Annotated in this window: 18 protein-coding genes; 6 read left to right on the forward strand and 12 right to left on the reverse strand. The window is 60.9% G+C overall.

Annotated elements, in window-relative coordinates; all coding sequences use genetic code 11:
- A partial coding sequence (locus tag Q7T64_RS05085; RefSeq protein WP_304792226.1) for a VOC family protein occupies positions 1–349 on the reverse strand: 349 nt, incomplete at its 3' end.
- Positions 350–590: 241 nt separating this feature from the next.
- On the opposite strand from Q7T64_RS05085, the gene rpiA reads away from it, so the two are divergent.
- Positions 591–1,265 carry a ribose-5-phosphate isomerase RpiA gene (gene rpiA, locus Q7T64_RS05090; protein WP_304792229.1) on the forward strand — a complete coding sequence of 225 codons (675 nt, stop codon included), beginning with the start codon at positions 591–593 and terminating at the stop codon, positions 1,263–1,265.
- A 90-nt stretch (positions 1,266–1,355) separates the two neighbouring features.
- On the opposite strand, the gene Q7T64_RS05095 is transcribed toward rpiA, so the two are convergent.
- The 3 genes from Q7T64_RS05095 to argA all read right to left on the reverse strand — a co-directional run bounded on the left by Q7T64_RS05095 (position 1,356) and on the right by argA (position 3,254).
- Positions 1,356–1,538, reverse strand: a complete 183-nt coding sequence (locus Q7T64_RS05095) for a hypothetical protein (RefSeq protein ID WP_304792232.1) — start codon at positions 1,536–1,538, stop codon at positions 1,356–1,358.
- 82 nt (positions 1,539–1,620) lie between these two features.
- Entirely contained in the window at positions 1,621–1,893 is a 273-nt protein-coding gene (locus Q7T64_RS05100) for an oxidative damage protection protein (protein ID WP_304792235.1), read from the reverse strand.
- Positions 1,894–1,943: 50 nt separating this feature from the next.
- On the reverse strand, positions 1,944–3,254 hold the full coding sequence (gene argA, locus Q7T64_RS05105) for an amino-acid N-acetyltransferase (protein ID WP_304792237.1): 1,311 nt from the start codon (positions 3,252–3,254) through the stop codon (positions 1,944–1,946).
- A 25-nt stretch (positions 3,255–3,279) separates the two neighbouring features.
- Here argA and hrpA point away from each other — a divergent pair, with 25 nt between their 5' ends.
- From hrpA to Q7T64_RS05125, 4 genes are all read left to right on the forward strand, one after another.
- Positions 3,280–7,218: an ATP-dependent RNA helicase HrpA gene (gene hrpA, locus Q7T64_RS05110; protein WP_304792240.1), complete on the forward strand. Its 3,939-nt coding sequence runs from the start codon at positions 3,280–3,282 to the stop codon at positions 7,216–7,218.
- Positions 7,219–7,365: 147 nt separating this feature from the next.
- Complete coding sequence (locus Q7T64_RS05115; protein ID WP_304792243.1) at positions 7,366–8,121, forward strand: hypothetical protein; 756 nt, start codon at positions 7,366–7,368, stop codon at positions 8,119–8,121.
- A gap of 61 nt (positions 8,122–8,182) precedes the next feature.
- Positions 8,183–8,749 carry a dCTP deaminase gene (dcd, locus tag Q7T64_RS05120; RefSeq protein WP_304792246.1) on the forward strand — a complete coding sequence of 189 codons (567 nt, stop codon included), beginning with the start codon at positions 8,183–8,185 and terminating at the stop codon, positions 8,747–8,749.
- A gap of 131 nt (positions 8,750–8,880) precedes the next feature.
- Entirely contained in the window at positions 8,881–9,882 is a 1,002-nt protein-coding gene (locus Q7T64_RS05125) for a hypothetical protein (RefSeq protein WP_304792249.1), read from the forward strand.
- A gap of 8 nt (positions 9,883–9,890) precedes the next feature.
- Here Q7T64_RS05125 and Q7T64_RS05130 read toward each other — a convergent pair whose 3' ends face one another.
- On the reverse strand, positions 9,891–12,143 hold the full coding sequence (locus Q7T64_RS05130) for an arginine/lysine/ornithine decarboxylase (RefSeq protein WP_304792251.1): 2,253 nt from the start codon (positions 12,141–12,143) through the stop codon (positions 9,891–9,893).
- A gap of 228 nt (positions 12,144–12,371) precedes the next feature.
- Complete coding sequence (locus Q7T64_RS05135; RefSeq protein WP_304792256.1) at positions 12,372–12,860, reverse strand: dihydrofolate reductase; 489 nt, start codon at positions 12,858–12,860, stop codon at positions 12,372–12,374.
- Between the two features lie 102 nt (positions 12,861–12,962).
- On the opposite strand from Q7T64_RS05135, the gene Q7T64_RS05140 reads away from it, so the two are divergent.
- Positions 12,963–13,955 (forward strand): tripartite tricarboxylate transporter substrate binding protein BugE, encoded by a 993-nt coding sequence (locus Q7T64_RS05140; RefSeq protein ID WP_370653254.1) that lies wholly within the window; start codon positions 12,963–12,965, stop codon positions 13,953–13,955.
- A gap of 57 nt (positions 13,956–14,012) precedes the next feature.
- Here Q7T64_RS05140 and Q7T64_RS05145 read toward each other — a convergent pair whose 3' ends face one another.
- The 6 genes from Q7T64_RS05145 to Q7T64_RS05170 form a co-directional block, all read right to left on the reverse strand.
- Positions 14,013–15,527, reverse strand: coding sequence for a malonyl-CoA synthase (locus tag Q7T64_RS05145; protein ID WP_304792259.1), 1,515 nt, complete (start codon positions 15,525–15,527; stop codon positions 14,013–14,015).
- A 16-nt stretch (positions 15,528–15,543) separates the two neighbouring features.
- A complete protein-coding gene (locus Q7T64_RS05150) occupies positions 15,544–16,317 on the reverse strand; it encodes an enoyl-CoA hydratase/isomerase family protein (protein WP_304792262.1) in 774 nt (257 codons plus the stop codon).
- A gap of 62 nt (positions 16,318–16,379) precedes the next feature.
- Positions 16,380–17,345, reverse strand: coding sequence for a tripartite tricarboxylate transporter substrate binding protein (locus Q7T64_RS05155; RefSeq protein ID WP_304792267.1), 966 nt, complete (start codon positions 17,343–17,345; stop codon positions 16,380–16,382).
- A 40-nt stretch (positions 17,346–17,385) separates the two neighbouring features.
- Positions 17,386–18,186: a prolipoprotein diacylglyceryl transferase gene (gene lgt, locus Q7T64_RS05160; protein WP_304792271.1), complete on the reverse strand. Its 801-nt coding sequence runs from the start codon at positions 18,184–18,186 to the stop codon at positions 17,386–17,388.
- Entirely contained in the window at positions 18,187–19,083 is an 897-nt protein-coding gene (locus tag Q7T64_RS05165; protein WP_304792274.1) for a LysR substrate-binding domain-containing protein, read from the reverse strand.
- Positions 19,073–19,267 (reverse strand): hypothetical protein, encoded by a 195-nt coding sequence (locus tag Q7T64_RS05170; RefSeq protein ID WP_304792277.1) that lies wholly within the window; start codon positions 19,265–19,267, stop codon positions 19,073–19,075. The genes Q7T64_RS05165 and Q7T64_RS05170 overlap by 11 nt, the downstream gene beginning before the upstream one ends.
- Between the last annotated feature and the right edge of the window lie 7 nt (positions 19,268–19,274).

The following is a 19,274-nucleotide window of genomic DNA, read 5'->3' on the forward strand; positions in this document are numbered from 1 at the left end:
ACATCGTCGCCTGCTCGCCCACCAGTCCCTTGAAGCGGACGTAGGGTTCGATCTGGAACTTGATGCCGGCCGCACGTACCCGCCCGGCCAGTTCTTCCCATTGCGCCATCGTCAGCACGACACCGAAATGCGGTACCGGCACGTCGTGGCCGTCGACCGGGTTGGAATCGCGCTTCTGGGGGCCGCCTGGCGTCAGGTGGGCCACGATCTGGTGTCCGTAGAAATCGAAATCGATCCATTCATCCGAGCTGCGCCCTTCGGGGCAACCCATGACGTCGCCATAGAATGCGCGTGCTGCCTGGAGGTCGTGGACGGGAAACGCGAGGTGGAAAGGCCGCAGGCCGGACATGTAAAGCTCCTGGAAATGATTGGGGGTGGTCGCTGCAAACCAAGGCGCAATGACGCAAGGGCATATTGTAGTCGCATCCTGCCGGCGGCATTGATCACACGGGCGTTCATGCCGGCGCGGCTCGGCTAAAATACGCTCTGGTTGCGCGCCGGCCATGCATGATGGCCAAAGCGTTGCCAGTAAGTGTGCAGGCGCATTGCCTTGCCCACACCGTTCCCTCTCCCTCACTACCGAATCTTCCATGACCCAGGACGAACTGAAGCAGGCTGTTGCCCGCGCCGCGATCGAATACATCGTGGATGGCGAAATCATCGGCGTGGGCACTGGCTCCACGGCCAATTTCTTCATCGATGAACTGGGCAAGGTAAAGCACCGGATACGCGGCGCCGTGGCGTCATCTGAGGCGACAGCCGTCCGGCTGCGCGCGCATGGCATTGCTGTCCTCGACCTCAATGAGGTCCAGGAAATGCCGGTCTATATCGATGGCGCCGACGAGATTACCGCCAGTGGCGCGATGATCAAGGGGGGCGGTGCGGCATTGACGCGGGAAAAAATCGTGGCCTCGGTTGCGCGCCAGTTCGTCTGCATCGCCGACGGCTCCAAGCTGGTCGGCATGCTGGGCAAGTTTCCGTTGCCGGTCGAAGTGATCCCCATGGCGCATGCGGTCGTCAGCCGCAAGCTCGCTGCGCTGGGCGGTACGCCGGTACTGCGGATCAAGGATGGCAAGCCGGTCGTCACCGACAATGGCGGCGCCATCATCGATGTCCACGGCTTGCAGATTAGCGACCCGGTTGCGCTGGAAGCTGAAATCAACAACATCGTCGGCGTCATTACCAACGGCCTGTTTGCCCGCCATGGCGCCAGTGTCTGCCTGCTGGGCCGGCCGGATGGCGTGGAGAAGCTGACCTTCAGCTAAGGCCCTGCAATATGTTGGATATCTTTTCAGCAACTTCCGGCCAACCCCTGCGGCGCAGCCATCAGATGCTGCTAAAAGACAAATAAATGCTTAGCGGCCGCAGCCGTCGCCATGTTTCGGCCGCCCATCATTTTCCTTGTGGTGGCCGGGGGATTTGACGCCATCCTTGCAATCGCCCTGCAGCGGGACACCGTGGCCGGTCCCGGCCGTTGGCGGCGATGCGAGAACGGCGGCGGGAAGGGCAAGCGCGATCAGTAGCGACAGTGTTTTCATGTACGGCCTCGTTGGATGGGACGGCGTGCGGCGGCGTGCTTCAGTGCGTCTTGTCTATGCCCGGTCGGTGTCTTGTTGGACCTTATTGTGTCGGCGGCACATAGCCTTGCGCCGCATCGGCGCCTTCGCCGAAGAAGTGTTTTTCCATCTGCGTGGCCAGGTACTTGCGGGCGCGCGCATCGGCCAGGTTCAGGCGGTTTTCATTGACCAGCATGGTCTGGTGCTTGAGCCAGGCGGCCCAGGCTTCCTTTGACACGCTTTCCCAGATGCGCTTGCCCAGCTCACCGGGATACGGCGGGAAATCCAGGCCTTCGGCCTCCCGGTTCAGTTTGATGCATTGGACCATGCGTGCCATTTGATTCTCCGATTGTGTTGGTTCAGGCCGGGCGTGATCGCCCGGCCGCTTTACAGGTTCTTGATCAGTACCAGCGATTTGCGCTGCCAGTTGTAGATGCGCTGGCGGTCGCGCGGCAAGTGATCTACCGTGGCATTGACGAAGCCGCGTTTGAGGAACCAATGCGCGGTGCGGGTAGTCAGCACGAACAGGCGCTTGAAGCCGGCTGCCCGGGCCCGGTGTTCAATGTGCGCCAGCAGCCGTTCACCGTCGCCCTGGGCCTGCACATCGGGATTCACCGACAGGCATGCCATCTCGGCCATTTTTTCTTCCGGGAACGGATACAGCGCGGCACAGCCAAAAATGACACCGTCGTGCTCGATCACCGAGAAATAGCTGATTTCACGTTCCAGCAATTCGCGCCCGCGCTTGACCAGCGTGCCGTCCGCTTCCAGTGGCTCAATCAGTTGCAGGATGCCGCCGACGTCCTCAATTGTCGCTTCGCGCAGGCTTTCCAGGTTCTGCGTGGACACCATCGTACCGACCCCGTCATGCGTAAACAGTTCAAGCAGGGCAGAGCCGTCCAGTGCAAACGGCACGATATGGGCGCGCGGCACGCCGCCATTACAGGCTTTGGTCGCATGGTCCAGGTAGAAAGACTGGTCGGCCGGCAGCACGCCTTCGGCAATCATGGCGCGCGCCAGGTGGATCGACAGTTCATGGATTTCAGCGCCCCCCTGGTCGGTCATCATCGGCGTTTCGGTGATGAATATCAGCTTGTCGGCGCGCAGCGCGACCGCCGCCGACAGCGCCACGTCTTCCATGGTCAGGTTGAAAATCTCGCCGGTGGGCGAGAAGCCCAGCGGCGACAGCAATACCAGTCCGCCCGCATTCAGGATCGGATGGATGGCCTCGAACGCGACCTTGCGCACCAGGCCGGTATGTTCATGGTCGATGCCGCCAATGATGCCCACCGGGCGGGCCGTGACGAAATTGCCGGAGATGATGCGGATCGCCGAATGCGCCATTGGCGTATTGGGCAAGCCCTGGCTGAATGCGGCTTCGATATCGAGCCGCAGTTCGCCAGCGGCCTCTTTGGCGCACTCCAGCGCGGCGGCGTCGGTGATACGCACGCCATTCTGGAAGCGGGCCTGCACATTGCGCAATGCCAGCTGTTCCTGCACCTGCGGACGCGAACCGTGCACGATCACGACCTTGATCCCGAGCGCGTGCAACAGCGACAAATCATGGGCAAGAACCGGCAGCGCGCCGGCCATGACCAGCTCGCCGGGGAACGCCACCACGAATATCTTGCCGCGGAAGGCGTGGATATAGGGCGCGACCGAACGCAGCCACTGGACGAATTGAACCGGGTTTTCCATTGGCCGCATTATAATTCGCCCAGCCATGTCTGCACCTGAACCTCAGAAAAAATCCGGGCAACGCAAGCCGGCAGCGCGCGCAGGCCATGCCGCCGACCCGGTTCCTTCCCCTCCATTGCGCAATCCGCTGCCGGAAATCCTGTTTCCGGAAGAATTGCCGGTTTCCGCTCGCCGAACCGAAATCGCCGAGGTGCTGCTGCGTCACCAGGTCGTGATCGTCGGCGGCGAAACCGGTTCCGGCAAGACCACCCAGTTGCCCAAGATCTGCCTGGCGATCGGCCGTGGGAAAAATGGCATGATCGGCCATACCCAGCCGCGCCGGATCGCGGCTTCCTCGACCGCGCGCCGGATTGCCCAGGAATTGAATTCGCCGCCGGGCGAGCTCGTCGGTTACAAGGTTCGCTTCAATGACACCCTGCACAAGGGGGCGTGGATCAAGCTGATGACCGACGGCATCCTGCTGGCCGAGACCCAGGGCGACCCCTTGCTGCGGCAGTACGACACGATCATCATCGACGAAGCGCATGAGCGCAGCCTGAACATCGATTTCCTGCTGGGCTACCTGAAGCAGGTATTGCCGCGCCGGCCGGACCTGAAGGTGATCATCACGTCGGCCACCATCGATGCCGACCGCTTTGCCCGGCATTTCGCCAGCAATGGCCAGCCCGCGCCGGTGGTGGAAGTGTCGGGTCGACTGTACCCGGTAGAAGTGCGTTACCGGCCGGTGGCCGAGGACCGCAACCCCGCCGCGCCCAAGCCGGCCGCGCCCTTGTCCCCGCCGGCCAGGGCGCGCGAGCAGCGCGACCTGATGGACGCGATTGCCGATGCGGTCGATGAGCTGTGCCGCGTCGGTCCCGGCGACGTGCTGGTGTTTTTGCCCGGCGAGCGCGAAATCCGCGATGCGGCCGAGACGCTGCGCAAGCACCATCCGCCGCACGTCGAAATCCTGCCCTTGTTCGCGCGCTTGTCGGCACAGGAGCAGGAGCGCGTATTCAAGCCATCCAATGCGCGCCGCATCGTACTGGCCACCAATGTCGCCGAAACCTCGCTGACCGTGCCTGGCATTCGCTATGTGGTCGACGCCGGTACTGCCCGCGTGAAACGCTACAGCTACCGCAACAAGGTCGAGCAGTTGCAGGTGGAGGCAGTGTCGCAGGCCGCCGCCAACCAGCGCGCCGGCCGCTGCGGCCGGGTGGCTGCGGGCGTGTGCATCCGGCTGTACGACGAGCAGGACTACCTGCAGCGGCCGAAATATACCGAGCCGGAAATCCTGCGCTCGTCCCTGGCAGCGGTGATCCTGCGCATGAAGTCGCTGCGGCTGGCGGAGGTCGAGGACTTTCCCTTCATCGAGCCGCCGTTGGGGCGCGCCATTGCCGACGGCTACCAGTTGTTGCAGGAATTGGGTGCAGTCGACGACGCCAACGGACTGACCGCCATGGGCCGCGAGCTGGGCCGGCTGCCGCTTGACCCGCGCGTGGGCCGCATGATCCTGGCCGCGCGCGAGCATGATTGCCTGAGCGAAGTGCTGGTCATTGCCAGCGCGCTGTCGGTGCAGGATCCGCGCGACCGGCCGCTGGAAGCACAGGCCGCCGCCGACCTGGCGCACAAGCAGTTTGCCGACGAGAAATCCGAATTCATCGCTTTTCTCAAGATATGGAAATGGTTCGAACAAGCCATCGAGCACAAGAAAACCAATCGCCAGTTGCAGGACAATTGCCGCGCGAATTTCCTGTCGCAATTGCGCCTGCGCGAATGGCGCGACGTGCACACCCAACTGCTGACCCTGGTGCGCGAGCAGGGCTGGCGGCTCAATCCCTTGCCCGCCACCTATGAGCAACTGCACCTGGCGCTGCTGACCGGCCTGCTGGGCAATATCGGCTTCAAGGCTGAGGAGGAAGCGCACTACCTGGGCGCGCGCGGCATCAAGTTCCACATCTGGCCCGGCTCGTCCTTGTCGAAAAAAGCCGGCAAATGGGTGATGTCGGCGGAACTGATCGATACCGCGCGCCTGTATGCCCGCACCATTGCCCAGATCCAGCCGCAATGGCTGGAGCGCATCGGCGGCCATTTGCTGAAAAAATCCTGGAACGAACCGCGCTGGGAAAAGCGCGCTGGCCAGGTATCTGCTTATGAACGGGCGACCTTGTATGGGCTGGTGGTGTACAGCCAGCGGCGCGTCGATTTCGGCGCCATCGATGCGGAAGAAGCGCGCAAGATATTTATCCGCGACGCGCTGGTGGCCGGTGATTTCGATACCCGCCTGCCATTTTTTGCGCACAACCAGCGACTGGTGCGGGAAATAGAAAACCTGGAACACAAGTCGCGCCGGGTCGATGTGCTGGTGGACGAGCAATTGATCGAAGCCTTCTATGACGAGCAACTGCCGGCCGGCATACACAACACGGTCGACTTCGAAAAATGGATGCGCGCCGCACAGCAAAAAGAGCCAAAACTGCTGTACCTGAACCGCGAAGACCTGATGCGCCACGAGGCAGCGGGCGTCACGACCGACCTGTTCCCGAAGCAGACCCGCATGGCCGGTGTCGACATGGCGCTGACCTATCACTTCGAGCCGGGCAGCCATCGCGATGGCGTGACACTGGCGGTGCCGCTATATGCGCTGAACCAGGTATCGGCCGAACGCGCCGGCTGGCTGGTGCCCGGCATGCTGAAGGAAAAGGTGCACCTGCTGCTGAAATCGCTGCCGCAAAAGCTGCGCCGGCATTGCGTGCCGCTGCCGGACTATGCCGCCGGCTTTGTCGACCGGATCGAAGAGAAGGATGTTTTCGGCCGGGGCGACCTGCTTGATGTGCTGATCGACGACGTCCGCGAGCAGACCGGGATTGCCTTGCGCAGCACCGACTTCAAGCTGGAGACCTTGGCCGCGCATCACTTCATGAACTTCAAGGTGATCGACGAGCACGGCCGCCAGCTCGACATGGGGCGCAACCTGGCGGCGCTGCAGGCGGAACTTGGCGGCGAGGCCAGGAAGCAGTTCCAGAAGCTGGCCGATGACGTCGCGATCACCGAGTTTGCCGTGCCTGCGCCCGGCGCCGGGGATGTCGCCAAGCCAGCGGCAGGAGTGGCAACAGTCCCTACGGTTGCTGGCGAAGCGACCCAGTACCAAGGCCTCAGTGCATGGACCTTCGGTGAATTGCCCGAACTGCTGGAAATCCAGAAAGGAAAACTCAGCCTGGTTGGTTATCCGGCGTTGGTGGACCGCAAGCTGCATTGTGATCTGGAGGTGTTTGACGATCCGGCCGAAGCTGCGCGCGTGCACCGGCAAGGGCTGATGCGCCTGTTCGCGCTGCAACTGCGCGAGCAAATGAAGTATCTCGAAAAAAATATTCCGAACCTGCAGCAAATGGGCATGCAATACATGGGACTGGGCTCGCAGGAAGAACTGCGCGACCAGATCCTCGACGCTGCCTTGTCGCGCGCCTGCCTGCAAGAGCCGCTGCCGCGCAATGCCGACGAATTCGCGGCGCGCAAGGAGGAAGGCAAATCTCGCCTTGGCTTGCTGGTCAATGAAATCGCCCGTCTGGTCGGATCGGTACTGGCCGAGTACCACACGCTGCCCAAGAAACTGCAGGGCGTGAAAGGCCAGCCTGCTGCGTTGGCCGACATGCAAGCGCAATTGCAGTTGCTGGTCACCAAGCGCTTCATCGCCGACAACGACTACACGCAACTGGCGCATTTCACGCGCTACCTGAAGGCAATCGCGGTGCGTATCGACAAGTTGCGCGCCGACCCGGCGCGCGACGCAAAACTGATGGCGGAATGGATACAGGCCGCCGCACCCTGGCAGCGGGCATTGAAAACCCGGCATGGCGATCCGCAGATGACGCAATACCGCTGGATGCTGGAAGAATTGCGTGTGTCGCTGTTTGCGCAGGAGTTGAAGACGCCGATGCCAATCTCGGCCAAACGCTTGCAGAAAGTCTGGGAGGCGCTGGAGCGCTAGTTTCTGGCGGAGGTCGGGCAAAGGCGCTCCGCACTTCCGCTGATCTTTGTGCCAAAAGTTGCGCTTACGCATGGAACCCAAATCGGGAAATGGTCACTAAGCGGATCATTGTTCTTTTATCGCCCAATCCATCCCAAGGAGGGCTCCGTGCCTGTCAATCCGATCAAGCTTGCCCAACCTGCCGGAAAAATCGCGGCTGCGCTTGCCGCCGCCGCACCAGACGATGAACTCAGGGCCAAGAAAAGTAATGGTGTGATGGTTCTCTACGCCCGTCCTCGCGCCAAGGGCGTCCAGCGGGTGATGCAAGACCTGTTCTCCAATAGAAAGGAAAAGCTGGGGAATGCGCATGCACTGCTGCAGCAGCGGTTTAGCCACCTTCCGGAAGGAACCCGGGACGCCGCATTGAAGTCGTGCCGATGGCATGCGCCGGCTGCCGGGAACTATCAGAAGGGGTTTCAGGCTATTGTCGACACTGACATGCCCGACCGCTTCGAATCATTCATGTCCGAGCCTGCCTTCACTTCTTTCATGCCCGGATTTCGCGAGTTTGCTGATAAAAGGCAACTCGGCGACGAGTTCGATTTTGTGCTGAACCTGAACGGCCTTGCTGGGTTGGAGCCCAAAGCTGCCCAAAAGCTGGCGGCGTCCGTCATGGCCAGCATGGCTGCCGAGACCCCTGCGTTCAACGTCAAAGGAAACACCATCGAGGCAGCCGCTGGCAAATTCGGTGTAAAAGACAAGAAGCAAATGCGCGCAATGACAGAAAAGCAGTGGCTTGCCAGGATGGACGGAAAAACCGGCCCGGAGCTATCCGCCGTCTTGTCATCTTTCCAGCAGGAGGTGGCGAACGATTTGCACAAAAACTGCTATCTCCAGTTCGTGCAGGCCGGCAAGAAATCCTGACAGGACCGCAGTCGAATTCGCGTAGAATCTGCTGGTTTCGACTGACAGCAGGGTCTGCGCGATGAGTATCAAATCCGACAAATGGATCCGCCGCATGGCGGAGCAGCACGGCATGATCGAGCCGTTCGAACCCGGGCAGGTGCGGGAACAAAACGGGCAGCGGATCGTTTCCTATGGCACTTCGTCCTACGGTTACGACATCCGCTGCGCCGACGAATTCAAGATATTCACCAACATCAATTCCACCATCGTCGATCCGAAAAACTTCGACGAGAACTCGTTCGTCGACGTCAAGAGCGACGTTTGCATCATCCCGCCCAACTCGTTCGCGTTGGCGCGCACCATCGAGTACTTCCGCATCCCGCGCAGTGTATTGACGATCTGCCTGGGCAAATCGACCTATGCCCGTTGCGGCATCATCGTCAACGTGACGCCTTTCGAGCCGGAATGGGAAGGGTATGTGACGCTGGAGTTTTCCAACACGACCCCGCTGCCGGCAAAAATCTATGCCCGCGAAGGATGCGCCCAGGTGCTGTTCTTTGAAAGCGACGAAGTCTGCGAAACCTCGTACAAGGATCGTGGCGGCAAATACCAGGGCCAGACCGGCGTGACTTTGCCCAAGACCTGAACGGCATCGCCTGATTGCGGGGCCAGGCTGCTGTTGCCCTGCCCAAGGGGCGATCAAACAAAACGTTCCTATTTGAACTGTGGGCGGCTTTTGGGCCACTGAGCAAGTCGATTTTTACATATCGACTTGCCATGAAAAAATTATCACTTACTTCTGAAACAGCCCGCAACCCGCAACGCGCGCCAACACCACTGCAACAAGGGCGTCAACCGGTCCCGACCGCCCCACAGCTTCATACATTTGACGAAATTGCCGATGACCTGCTGCTAAAAATAGTCGAGCAGTTAAAGCGCGGAATACCTTCCATCCAGTTCGCACGGGATGTTCATAATTTCAGCCTGGTATCGAGACGCTGCATGGCGGCGGCAACCAGATATGGCGAATGGGACACCACGCTGGACTACTGTCGGGCTCTGGCGGTCGACTTGCAACGCGGCCAGCTTGCGATGGCAGTCGAGAGCGCGGCCCTCTCCGGCGTTTCCGAATTTTATGATATCGATGATCGGCCACCCAAGCGATTGCGCCAGCTTTTTGACGCGCATTCACATGTTCGCATTGACCTTCCCCGCAAGGCGTTCAGTGGAGTATGGGCCGGGCTGGCGAAATGGGCGAGCCAACTGACGATCCGACAGCTGGAATTGAATGGCTTGGTGGGGCCAGACCTTCCGCATTTGTCGCCAGGCCATGTCTTCGAGAGCCGACTGAATCTGCTGAACCGATTGCTGGAGGAGCTTGAGCGTCACCCAGGTCATGCGGGTATCACGGTGGCCATATTGCTGACCGGGCCTGGCGCAATACGCCGGCCCGGACGCGTTCTTAACACATTCCTCACGAACGTGATAACCAGCGACATGGTCACCTCGCTTCGTCTGCACTCTTTCCCCGGATTGTTCAGCCTGGTCCGCTCGGTTCCCTCGTCACGGGTGTTGACGCATCTTGATCTGCGTGGCAATGGCATCGGCGAGCCTGTGACCAAAGCCGGCGAGGACTGTCTGCCGATGATGGTGTCCATGATCCAGCGCAGCAAATCGCTCAAAACGCTGGATCTTCGCGACAACCCGATTCCGGTCAAGGATGCGCAAGCATTGCTTGTCGTGGCGCGTGAATGTGGAGTGAACCTGTTGTTGGGCTGATGCGCCGCTCAAGCCTTGACGCAATCCACGAAATATCCGCGCCGGCCGTTCTCTTCGCGGGTAACAAGCCCATGCACGTCGGTTTCGAAGCCCGGAAACTTTTCATTGAAGTCTCGCGCAAATTTCAGGTAGTCGACGATGGTCTTGTTGAAGCGCTCGCCCGGGATCAGCAGCGGAATGCCGGGCGGGTAGGGCGTGAGCAGGATCGATGTCACGCGGCCTTCGAGTTCCTCGATTGGCACGCGGTCGATTTCCCGATGCGCCATCTTGGCAAAGGCGTCTGACGGCTTCATCGCCGGCTGCATGTCGGACAGGTACATTTCCGTGGTCAGGCGGGCGACGTCGTAGGCCTTGTACATCTCGTGGATCTGCTGGCACAGGTCACGCAGGCCGATGCGCTCGTAGCGCAGGTTGGCTGCGGCGAACTCGGGCAGGATGCGCCAGATGGGCTGGTTCTTGTCGTAGTCGTCCTTGAACTGCTGCAGCGCGGTCAACAGCGTATTCCAGCGGCCCTTGGTAATGCCGATGGTGAACATGATGAAGAACGAATACAAGCCCGCCTTCTCGACGATCACGCCATGCTCTGCCAGGTATTTGGTGACGATCGATGCCGGTATGCCGTGCTCGCCGAAATGGCCGTCCAGCGACAGGCCTGGCGTGACGATGGTGGCCTTGATCGGGTCGAGCATGTTGAAGCCCGGCGCCACATCGCCAAAGCCGTGCCAGGTGTCTTCGGCGCGGATCATCCAGTCTTCGCGCGAGCCGATGCCGTTCTCGCACAGCGTGTCCGGTCCCCAGACCTGGAACCACCAGTCCTTGCCCCACTCCTCGTCGATCTTGCGCATCGCGCGGCGGAAGTCGAGCGCTTCCAGGATGCTTTCTTCCACCAGCGCGGTGCCGCCGGGCGGCTCCATCATGGCCGCCGCGATGTCGCAAGACGCAATGATCGCGTACTGCGGCGATGTCGAGGTGTGCATCAGGTACGCCTCGTTGAAGGTGTCCTGGTCGAGCTTGACGGTCTCCGATTCGCGCACCAGGATCTGCGACGCCTGCGACAGGCCCGCCAGCAGCTTGTGGGTGGACTGGGTCGAGAAGATCATTGATTTCTTGGCGCGCGGACGGTCCTTGCCAATGGCATGGAAGTCCTTGTAAAACTCGTGGAAAGTCGCATGCGGCAGCCAGGCTTCGTCGAAATGCAGCGTATCGATTTCTCCGTCCAGCAATTGCTTGAGCGTCTCGACGTTGTACACCACGCCATCGTAGGTCGACTGCGTGATGGTCAGGATGCGGGGCTTCTTGTTGAGCGCTTCGCGGGCATACGGATTGGCCTCGATCTTGCGGCGGATATTCTCCATGCTGAACTCGGCCAGCGGGATCGGGCCGATGATGCCGAGGTGGTTGCGGGTCGGCATCAGGAATACCGGTATCGCCCCGGTCATGATGATCGAATGCAGGATCGACTTGTGGCAGTTGCGGTCCACCACGACGATATCGCCTGGCGCGACCGTCGAGTGCCAGACCATCTTGTTCGAGGTCGATGTGCCGTTGGTGACGAAATAGCAGTGATCGGCATTGAAGATGCGGGCGGCATTGCGCTCGCTGGCGGCGACCGGCCCGGTATGGTCGAGCAACTGCCCCAGTTCTTCCACCGCATTGCAGACGTCGGCGCGCAACATGTTTTCACCAAAAAACTGGTGGAACATTTGTCCGATAGGTGACTTCAGGAAGGCGACGCCGCCGGAGTGTCCCGGGCAGTGCCAGGAATACGATCCGTCCTGCGCATAGTGGACCAGTGCGCGGAAGAATGGCGGTGACAGGCCGTCCAGGTAGGAACGTGCCTCGCGGATGATGTGACGGGCAACGAATTCCGGCGTGTCCTCGAACATATGGATGAATCCATGCAACTCGCGCAGGATGTCATTCGGTACGTGGCGCGAGGTGCGGGTCTCGCCATACAGGTAGATCGGTATGTCGGCGTTCTTGTGCCGGATTTCTTCGACGAAGGCACGTAGCGATTTCAGGGCGGATTCGGTTTCTTCCGGTGAGCCGCCGCCGAATTCTTCATCGTCGATGGAGAGGATGAAGGCCGAGGCGCGCGACTGCTGCTGCGCGAACTGCGACAGATCGCCATAGCTGGTGACACCCAGCACCTCCATGCCCTCCTTTTCCATGGCCGACGCCAGCGCACGGATGCCCAGGCCGGACGAATTTTCGGAGCGGAAGTCCTCGTCGATGATGACGATCGGGAAGCGGAATTTCATGAGGTTTCCTGGAGTTGCGGCGCGCTTGGCGCGGGGGCCTGTCGTTTCTGCTACAACCGCTTTCGGGTCACAAAAAAGCGACAAAGCAGGATTTTCTCAGATTTGGGGCGTACAGGGGAATTCGTGCGCATGCGCCGGCCCGAAAACCGCTTTTCCGTCGCTTGCCAGCTTGCGGCTGGCTGGAAGCCTGGGCCGCGATGCGTTGCCGGGGAGGCTCCGATTTGTCGCTCAGTTCCTGCGGTAGGTAACAATGTCGAAATCAAGGCCGGTTTTTTCAGAATGCTGATGTTCGCGCGACTGTTCGACCCATTGCGCCGGGTCGATCGCCGGGAAAAACGTGTCGCAATTGAAGCGCGCGTCGATTTCCGTGACGATCAGGCTGTGCACCAAGGGCAGCGCTTCGATGAAAACTTGCGCGCCGCCAATGATGAATCCCCGCTCCGATCCGCATAGCGCCACCGCTTGTCCAACCGATGCGGCGCGTTCGACGCCCTCATGTTGCCAGGCGGCATTGCGCGTAATGACGATATTGCGCCGGTTGGGTAGCGGCCGGCCAATCGACTCGAAGGTTTTTCTTCCCATCAGGATCGGGTGGCCGCTGGTGACGCGCTTGAAATGCGCAAGGTCCTCGGGCAGGTGCCAGGGCAGTTGATTGTTGATGCCTATGCCGTTTTGTTTGTCGACGGCAACGACGATGGTCAATTCGGGCGGTGTCATTCTGATATTCGCTAACAGTTGAACTAACAGTCAATTTTCTATCTTGATAAGAGGGGGCGGCGTGCGTATTGTATGTCCCACTTTTGACCATGGCCGAATTTTATGGAGACTACTGTGAAACCTGTCCTGTTGCTTGCATCCATTATCGCCGGACTCATGGCGATGCCTGTTGCGTCGGCGCAGCCTTACCCAAGCAAGCCGATCCGGCTGATCGTTCCTTTCCCGCCCGGTGGCACCACTGACATCATCGGACGTGCGGTTGGCGACCGGCTGTCGCGCGAACTCGGCCAGCCGGTCATCATCGACAACCGCGGCGGTGGCGGCGGCAGCATCGGCGCCATCGCCATTGCCAAGGCCGATCCTGACGGTTACACGCTGGGTATCGCAACCGTGTCGACCCACGCAGTGAATCCGGCCTGCAATCCGAAGCTGCCTTACGATCCGATCAAGGACTTCGTGCCAATCACGAACCTGGCGCGCACGCCGAACGTCTTGCTGGTGAATCCAAAATTTCCGGCGCAAGATTTCAAACAGCTCATTAGCCTGCTCAAGCAGAGTCCGGGCAAGTATGGTTATGCGAGCTCCGGTGCTTGCGGCATCGGCCACCTGATGGGCGAAAAATTCAAGGCATCGACGGGCACGTTCCTGGTGCACATTCCTTATCGTGGCGCAGGTCCGGCCCTGAATGACGTGCTGGGTGGCCAGGTAGAGATCATGTTCGACAACCTGCCTTCGTCGCTGCCGTTCATCCAGGCAAATCGCCTGCGCCCGATCGCGATTGCCTGGAACAAGCGCCTGGACAGCATGCCGAACGTGCCGACCTTTGCCGAACTCGGTCTGAAGCTGGTCAACGATCCGGCCTGGTATGGCTTGGTCGCGCCCGCCAAAACGCCGGACGATATCGTGCGCAAGCTGCATGATGCGACCGTTAAGGCATTGAATTCGCCTGAAGTGCGTGAACGCATCAAGGCCAGCGGATCGGATGTGGTCGGCAATTCCCCGGCAGAGTTCGCGGCCGAGATCCGCGGCGAACTGCTGCGTTCGCAGGACGTCGTGAAGAAGCAGGGAATCAAGATCGATACCAGCGGCGGCTGAGCGTCCAGGCCAGCCAGGACGGGCCGGCTGCACCGGGCCAGCCCGCTTCAGCCGGCGTCAGCCAAAGCGCTCGCGCAACACGTTCTTTTGTACCTTGCCCATCGTGTTGCGCGGCAATTCAGTCACGAAGTGAACCCGCTTGGGAACCTTGAAGTTGGCGATGCGGGCCTTCAGCGCCTGGATCACATCGTTCTCGGTCAGCCTGGCATCGGCACGCAGCACCACGACGGCATTCACCGCCTCGCCAAAGTCCGCATGGGGCACGCCGATCACGGCAGATTCAGCGACGCCTTCAATGTCGTCGATTTCGGATTCGATCTCTTTAGGATAGACGTTGTAGCCGCCTGAAATGATCAGGTCCTTGCTGCGTCCCACGATACTCAGGTAGCCGTCCTGGTCGAAACGTCCGACGTCACCGGTCTTGAAATAGCCGTCGGCCGTGAATTCTTCCGCAGTCTTTTCAGGCATGCGCCAATAACCCTGGAATACGTTCTGACCCTTGACTTCAATGTCGCCGATTTCGCCGGCGGCACAGGGATTGCGCCCGGCATCGACAATGCGCACGGACACGCCAGGCAGCGCAGGCCCGACTGTTCCGCCGCGGCGCTCGCCGTCAACCGGATTGGAGGTCAGCATGACCGTTTCGCTCATGCCATAGCGCTCCAGGATTGTCATGCCGGTGCGGCCCTGGAATTCGGTAAAGGTTTCGGTCAGCAGCGGCGCCGAGCCGGAAATGAACAGGCGCATGTTGCGGCAGGCCTCGGCGCCGAAGCGCTGGTCCGCCAGCAGGCGCACGTAGTAAGTCGGCACGCCCATGAACACTGTTGAACGTGCTAGCAATTGCGTGACCTGCGGCGCATCGAAGCGCGGCAGGAAAATCATTTTGCTGCCGCTGTACAGTGCCCCATGCGAGGCCACGAACAGGCCATGCACATGGAACAGCGGCAGCGCGTGCAGCAACACGTCATCCTGCTGCCACTGCCAGTAACGGTGCAGTACCTCGGCATTCGACGACAGGTTGCGGTGGCTAAGCATCGCGCCCTTGCTGCGGCCGGTGGTGCCGGACGTGTACAGGATGGCCGCCAGGTCGTCGCCGCTACGCGCTACGGTCTCGAACTGGTCTGGCTGGTGTGCGGCGCGCTCGAGCAGGGAGCCGCTATTGCGACCGTTCGCAAACTCGCCCAGCGTAAACACATGTTTGGTGCCTGACTTGAATGCGCTTTGCGCGACCCAGCCGAAGTTCGCCGGCGAGCACACCATCACGGCCGGCTCCGCATCGCCGAGGAAATAATCGATCTCGGCCTGGCGGTACGCTGTATTGAGCGGCAGGTAGACCAGTCCGGCCCGTATTGTGGCCAGGTACAGGATCAGCGCTTCCGGCGACTTTTCGACCTGCACTGCGACCCGCGCGCCTGGCGCCAGGCCAAGGCTGGCCAGCAAGTTGGCGATCTTTGCGCTGGCCCGCTCCATGTCGCTCCACGAGTAGTAGTGGCCGTCATGCGTTTCAATGCAGCATGCGCTGCGGTCGGCAGGAAAACGGGCGGCGAAAATTGCGTAGAGATTGGCATTCATTTTAAGTGCTCGGTTGTCATTTTCCGCAGAATGCGGGCTTGGTCCTGGCGAGGAAAGTCCGTACTCCCTCCCGATGGTCCTGCGATTCAAAATAATCGAAAGCGGCGCGCAGTTCGGATTCGGTCAATGGCGCCGCCACTGGCGACAGGCGTCGTACCATTTCCTTGTTGAGCCGGGCCGCCAGTGGCGCACCTTGTGCAATGCGCTGCGCACTTTGCCAGGCGTCCTCTGCCACGTCATTGACGATACGGGTCAGCAGACCTTTTTGGAGCGCTTCCGCAGCGCCGAATACCCGGCCTTCCAGCAGGATTTCCAGCGTCACGGCGCGGCCAACGAGATGCAGCAGGCCGACCATTTCGCCCGGCGCCAGCGGAAAGCCAAGCCGATTGATCGGAATGCCGAAGCGGGAGCCCCTGTGCGCAATGCGCAGGTCACAAACGCTCGCCAGTTCCAGCCCGCCACCGACGCAAACACCCTCGATGGCAGCAATGGTCGGATGCCGGCAATGCAGGATCGCATGCAGCGCGTTGGCGATGATGACCGTGTGGTAATGGATGCCCTGCTCGGTGGTATGGCGCAGGGCGGGGAATTCCCCGATGTCGGCGCCGGCCGCAAAATTGCCCCCTTCGCCGCGCAGGATGATGCATCGAAGCGAATCGTCAGCGCTCAATGCCGCAAATTGGGTGGCCAGCGCTTGCCAGGCCTGCACATCGAGGGCATTGAGCTTGCCGGGATTGGACAGCGTGATCGTGGCGATCTGTTCCCGTATTTCTATGTGTAGTGTGGACATGTTTGCATACAAAAAAACAGCAGCCGGCAGGCGCCGGCTGCTGATGGAGCCCTGCCGTCCGATCAGTCGAGCTTGACCTTGGCGGTCTTGACGACCGTGGCCCAGCGCGCCACTTCGGAAGTGACCATGGTGCCGAACTGCGCCCGAATCACGCTCGGTATTTCCGACCCGTTATTGTTCCATGCGGTCCGGATTTCAGGCGAGGCCAGCGCTTTCTGCACTTCAGCTGCCATTTTGTCGGCGATTTCTGCCGGCACGCCTTTCGGTCCCCAAAGCGCATACCAGGTCGACACTTCATAGCCCGGCACGCCGGCTTCTGCTGTGGTCGGTACATCAGGGAATGCTTGCGCACGGCGTGGCGCGGCAACCGCCAGCGCCTTGATGCGGCCGCCCTTGATATGGCCGGCCGACGAGCCGAGTCCATCGAACATCACATCGACCTGGCCTGCAATCAGGTCCTGCAGTGCAGGGCCGGCGCCACGATAGGGGATGTGGGTGATAAAGGTCTTGGTCTGGATCTTGAACAGCTCACCCGCCAGATGGTGCGAGGTGCCGTTGCCGGCCGAGGCATAGTTCAGCTTGCCCGGGTTCTTGCGCGCGTACTCCAGGAAACCCTTGAGGTCGCTGACCGGCACTCGCTGTGGATTGATGACGATCACCTGTGGCGGCGTTGCCAGCAAAGCCACTGGTACGAAATCTTTCTCGATGTCGTACTCCAGCCTAGGATAAATCGCTGGCGCGATGGCATGGTGCGCTGCCCCGACAAACCAGGTGTAGCCGTCAGGCGCCGCCTTGGCTGCCAGCGCCGCACCGATCGTGCCGCCGGCGCCGCCACGGTTGTCGATGATGACTTGCCTGCCGAGCTGCTTGGTCAACTGGGCTGACAGGGGGCGGGCAAACGCATCGGTGCCGCCGCCGGCCGGGAACGGGACGATCAAGGTAATCGCCTTGTTTGGCCATGCCTGCGATTGTGCGTGTGCAGCAACGACCAGCCCTGCGCCGAGCAGCAGCAGTTTCTTGAAATTCATGTTGTCTCCATCGATCGTTATTGGATTGTTCCGGCTCGTGTCAGCTGGCCGGTATCTTTCTGTAGGCCACCAATAATAGAACAATTCCAAGTGCAATCATCGGAATCGAGAGCATTTGGCCGGCCGAGATCAGCACCGGCCCGAACGTCACTTCATAGTCGGGTATCCGGAAATACTCGGTAAAGAAGCGCGCCATGCCATAGCCGGCTGCAAACACGCCCGATACCGCCATCATGGGACGCGGCTTGCGGGCGAACAGCCACACTACGATGAACAGCAGTACGCCGTCGACCAGTGCCTGGTAGAGCGGCGACGGATGGCGTGCAAGCTGGTCGACATTGGGCCAGATCATTGCCCAGGGCAGCGAAGGGTCGGCGACGCGGCCTGGCAATTCTGCGTTGATGAAGTTGCCGATTCTGCCGGCAGCATAGCCCAGCGGAACCAGCGGCGCGATGAAGTCCATCACCTCCATCAGGCGTCGCCCGTTCTTGCGCCCCCAGAGCAGCATCGCGGCCATGACGCCCAGGAAACCCCCGTGGAAGGACATGCCGCCTTTCCAGATCGCGAGGATCTCGCCCGGGTGGGACAAGTAGTAGGCCGGATGGTAAAACAGCACTTCGCCAAGCCGGCCGCCGATCACGACCCCGAGCACGCCGTAGAACAACATGTCGTCGAGGTCCTCCTTCTTCCAGCCTGCGGCTGCAATATGCGGCTGGCGGATCCGCAGCCGCCCCAGCGCAATGAACAGAACGAACGCCAGCAGGTACATCAAGCCATACCAGCGTATGGCAAGCGGGCCGAGCGACAGGGCGATCGGATCGGGCATCGGATGGGTCAGCATTCAGCGCCTCCTTTTCAATAGTTTGAGAAATGCCTGCAACACAGGCGAGGGATTGTCACGGCGCCAAGCAAAGCCGGTCTCGACCAGCGGCGCCTGTTCGCGCAAGGGGCGGTAAGTTACGCCGGGCCGTTTCAGGTTGGAGACGGATTGTGGCACAAGCGCGATGCCCATCCCGGCCGATACCAGCGCGACGATGGTTTGCATCTGGATCGCTTCCTGTCCGATTTGCGGCGTGATGCCGGCCTGGCCAAAGCAAGCCAGGATGGCGTCGTAAAAGGAGGGCGCGATCCGGCGCGGGAATACGATCAAGGGCTGGGCCGGCAGGGCGGCCAGCGACACCGGCCCGCGCGCCGGCAAGGCTTTCCATCCGTCAGGCGCAGCCAGCACCAGCGGCTCCGCCAGCACCGGCTGGTACTCGAGTTCAGGTGCGAGCTTGTCCGGCAAGGGCGGAATCAACAGGCCAAGGTCGATGCGTCCCGCCGCCAGGTCTTCGCACTGGACGTCGCTGGTGGCTTCGCGCAGGTCGATCTGCACCTGTGGATAGCGCAGGCGGAAGCGGCGCAGGAATTGCGGCAGCACGCTGTAGTCGGCGATCGAGACGAAGGCCACGGTCAGTCGGCCGGATTCGCCGCTTGCTGCACGCCGTGCAAGCTCGGGCAGGCCCTCGGCCTGTTGCAGCAGGCGGCGCGCCTCCGGCAGCAAGGCGACGCCAGCCGCCGTCAGGTGGACGCTGCGGCTGGTGCGCTCGAACAGCGCAGTGCCGAGCGAGGATTCGAGCGCGCGGATCGATTGTGACAGTGGCGGCTGCGTCATGTGCAGGCGCGCTGCCGCCCGACCGAAGTGCATTTCGTCGGCGACCGCGGTGAAGTAGCGCAACTGTCTGAATTCAATCGGCATGGGGACGCTTGATTGAGTCGTAAAAAATATTGATGATGCGTGAATGATATATTTGACAGAGACCCATGTGCAAGGCAATGTAGCGCTTTCGCAGAATTCCGGCACGTCCGGATTCCAGCAATCCCGATTTCCCGATTTTCATTTCCGCACCGGCATCAGCACCGTCAACGGCGCCGGCCGGCATGCAATTC

This window comes from Lacisediminimonas sp., assembly GCF_030645335.1.
Taxonomy (GTDB): domain Bacteria; phylum Pseudomonadota; class Gammaproteobacteria; order Burkholderiales; family Burkholderiaceae_D; genus Lacisediminimonas.

Excerpts from the sequence above, each read along its gene's own strand:
- dcd (WP_304792246.1), top strand. The coding sequence starts at position 8,183 with ATGAGTATCAAATCCGACAAATGGATCCGCCGCATGGCGGAGCAGCAC.
- Q7T64_RS05130 (WP_304792251.1), bottom strand. The coding sequence starts at position 12,143 with ATGAAATTCCGCTTCCCGATCGTCATCATCGACGAGGACTTCCGCTCC.
- Q7T64_RS05095 (WP_304792232.1), bottom strand. The coding sequence starts at position 1,538 with ATGAAAACACTGTCGCTACTGATCGCGCTTGCCCTTCCCGCCGCCGTT.
- hrpA (WP_304792240.1), top strand. The coding sequence starts at position 3,280 with ATGTCTGCACCTGAACCTCAGAAAAAATCCGGGCAACGCAAGCCGGCA.
- Q7T64_RS05140 (WP_370653254.1), top strand. The coding sequence starts at position 12,963 with ATGGAGACTACTGTGAAACCTGTCCTGTTGCTTGCATCCATTATCGCC.
- Q7T64_RS05100 (WP_304792235.1), bottom strand. The coding sequence starts at position 1,893 with ATGGCACGCATGGTCCAATGCATCAAACTGAACCGGGAGGCCGAAGGC.
- argA (WP_304792237.1), bottom strand. The coding sequence starts at position 3,254 with ATGGAAAACCCGGTTCAATTCGTCCAGTGGCTGCGTTCGGTCGCGCCC.
- Q7T64_RS05150 (WP_304792262.1), bottom strand. The coding sequence starts at position 16,317 with ATGTCCACACTACACATAGAAATACGGGAACAGATCGCCACGATCACG.
- Q7T64_RS05145 (WP_304792259.1), bottom strand. The coding sequence starts at position 15,527 with ATGAATGCCAATCTCTACGCAATTTTCGCCGCCCGTTTTCCTGCCGAC.
- Q7T64_RS05135 (WP_304792256.1), bottom strand. The coding sequence starts at position 12,860 with ATGACACCGCCCGAATTGACCATCGTCGTTGCCGTCGACAAACAAAAC.
- lgt (WP_304792271.1), bottom strand. The coding sequence starts at position 18,186 with ATGCTGACCCATCCGATGCCCGATCCGATCGCCCTGTCGCTCGGCCCG.
- Q7T64_RS05170 (WP_304792277.1), bottom strand. The coding sequence starts at position 19,267 with ATGCCGGCCGGCGCCGTTGACGGTGCTGATGCCGGTGCGGAAATGAAA.
- Q7T64_RS05165 (WP_304792274.1), bottom strand. The coding sequence starts at position 19,083 with ATGCCGATTGAATTCAGACAGTTGCGCTACTTCACCGCGGTCGCCGAC.
- Q7T64_RS05125 (WP_304792249.1), top strand. The coding sequence starts at position 8,881 with ATGAAAAAATTATCACTTACTTCTGAAACAGCCCGCAACCCGCAACGC.
- rpiA (WP_304792229.1), top strand. The coding sequence starts at position 591 with ATGACCCAGGACGAACTGAAGCAGGCTGTTGCCCGCGCCGCGATCGAA.
- Q7T64_RS05155 (WP_304792267.1), bottom strand. The coding sequence starts at position 17,345 with ATGAATTTCAAGAAACTGCTGCTGCTCGGCGCAGGGCTGGTCGTTGCT.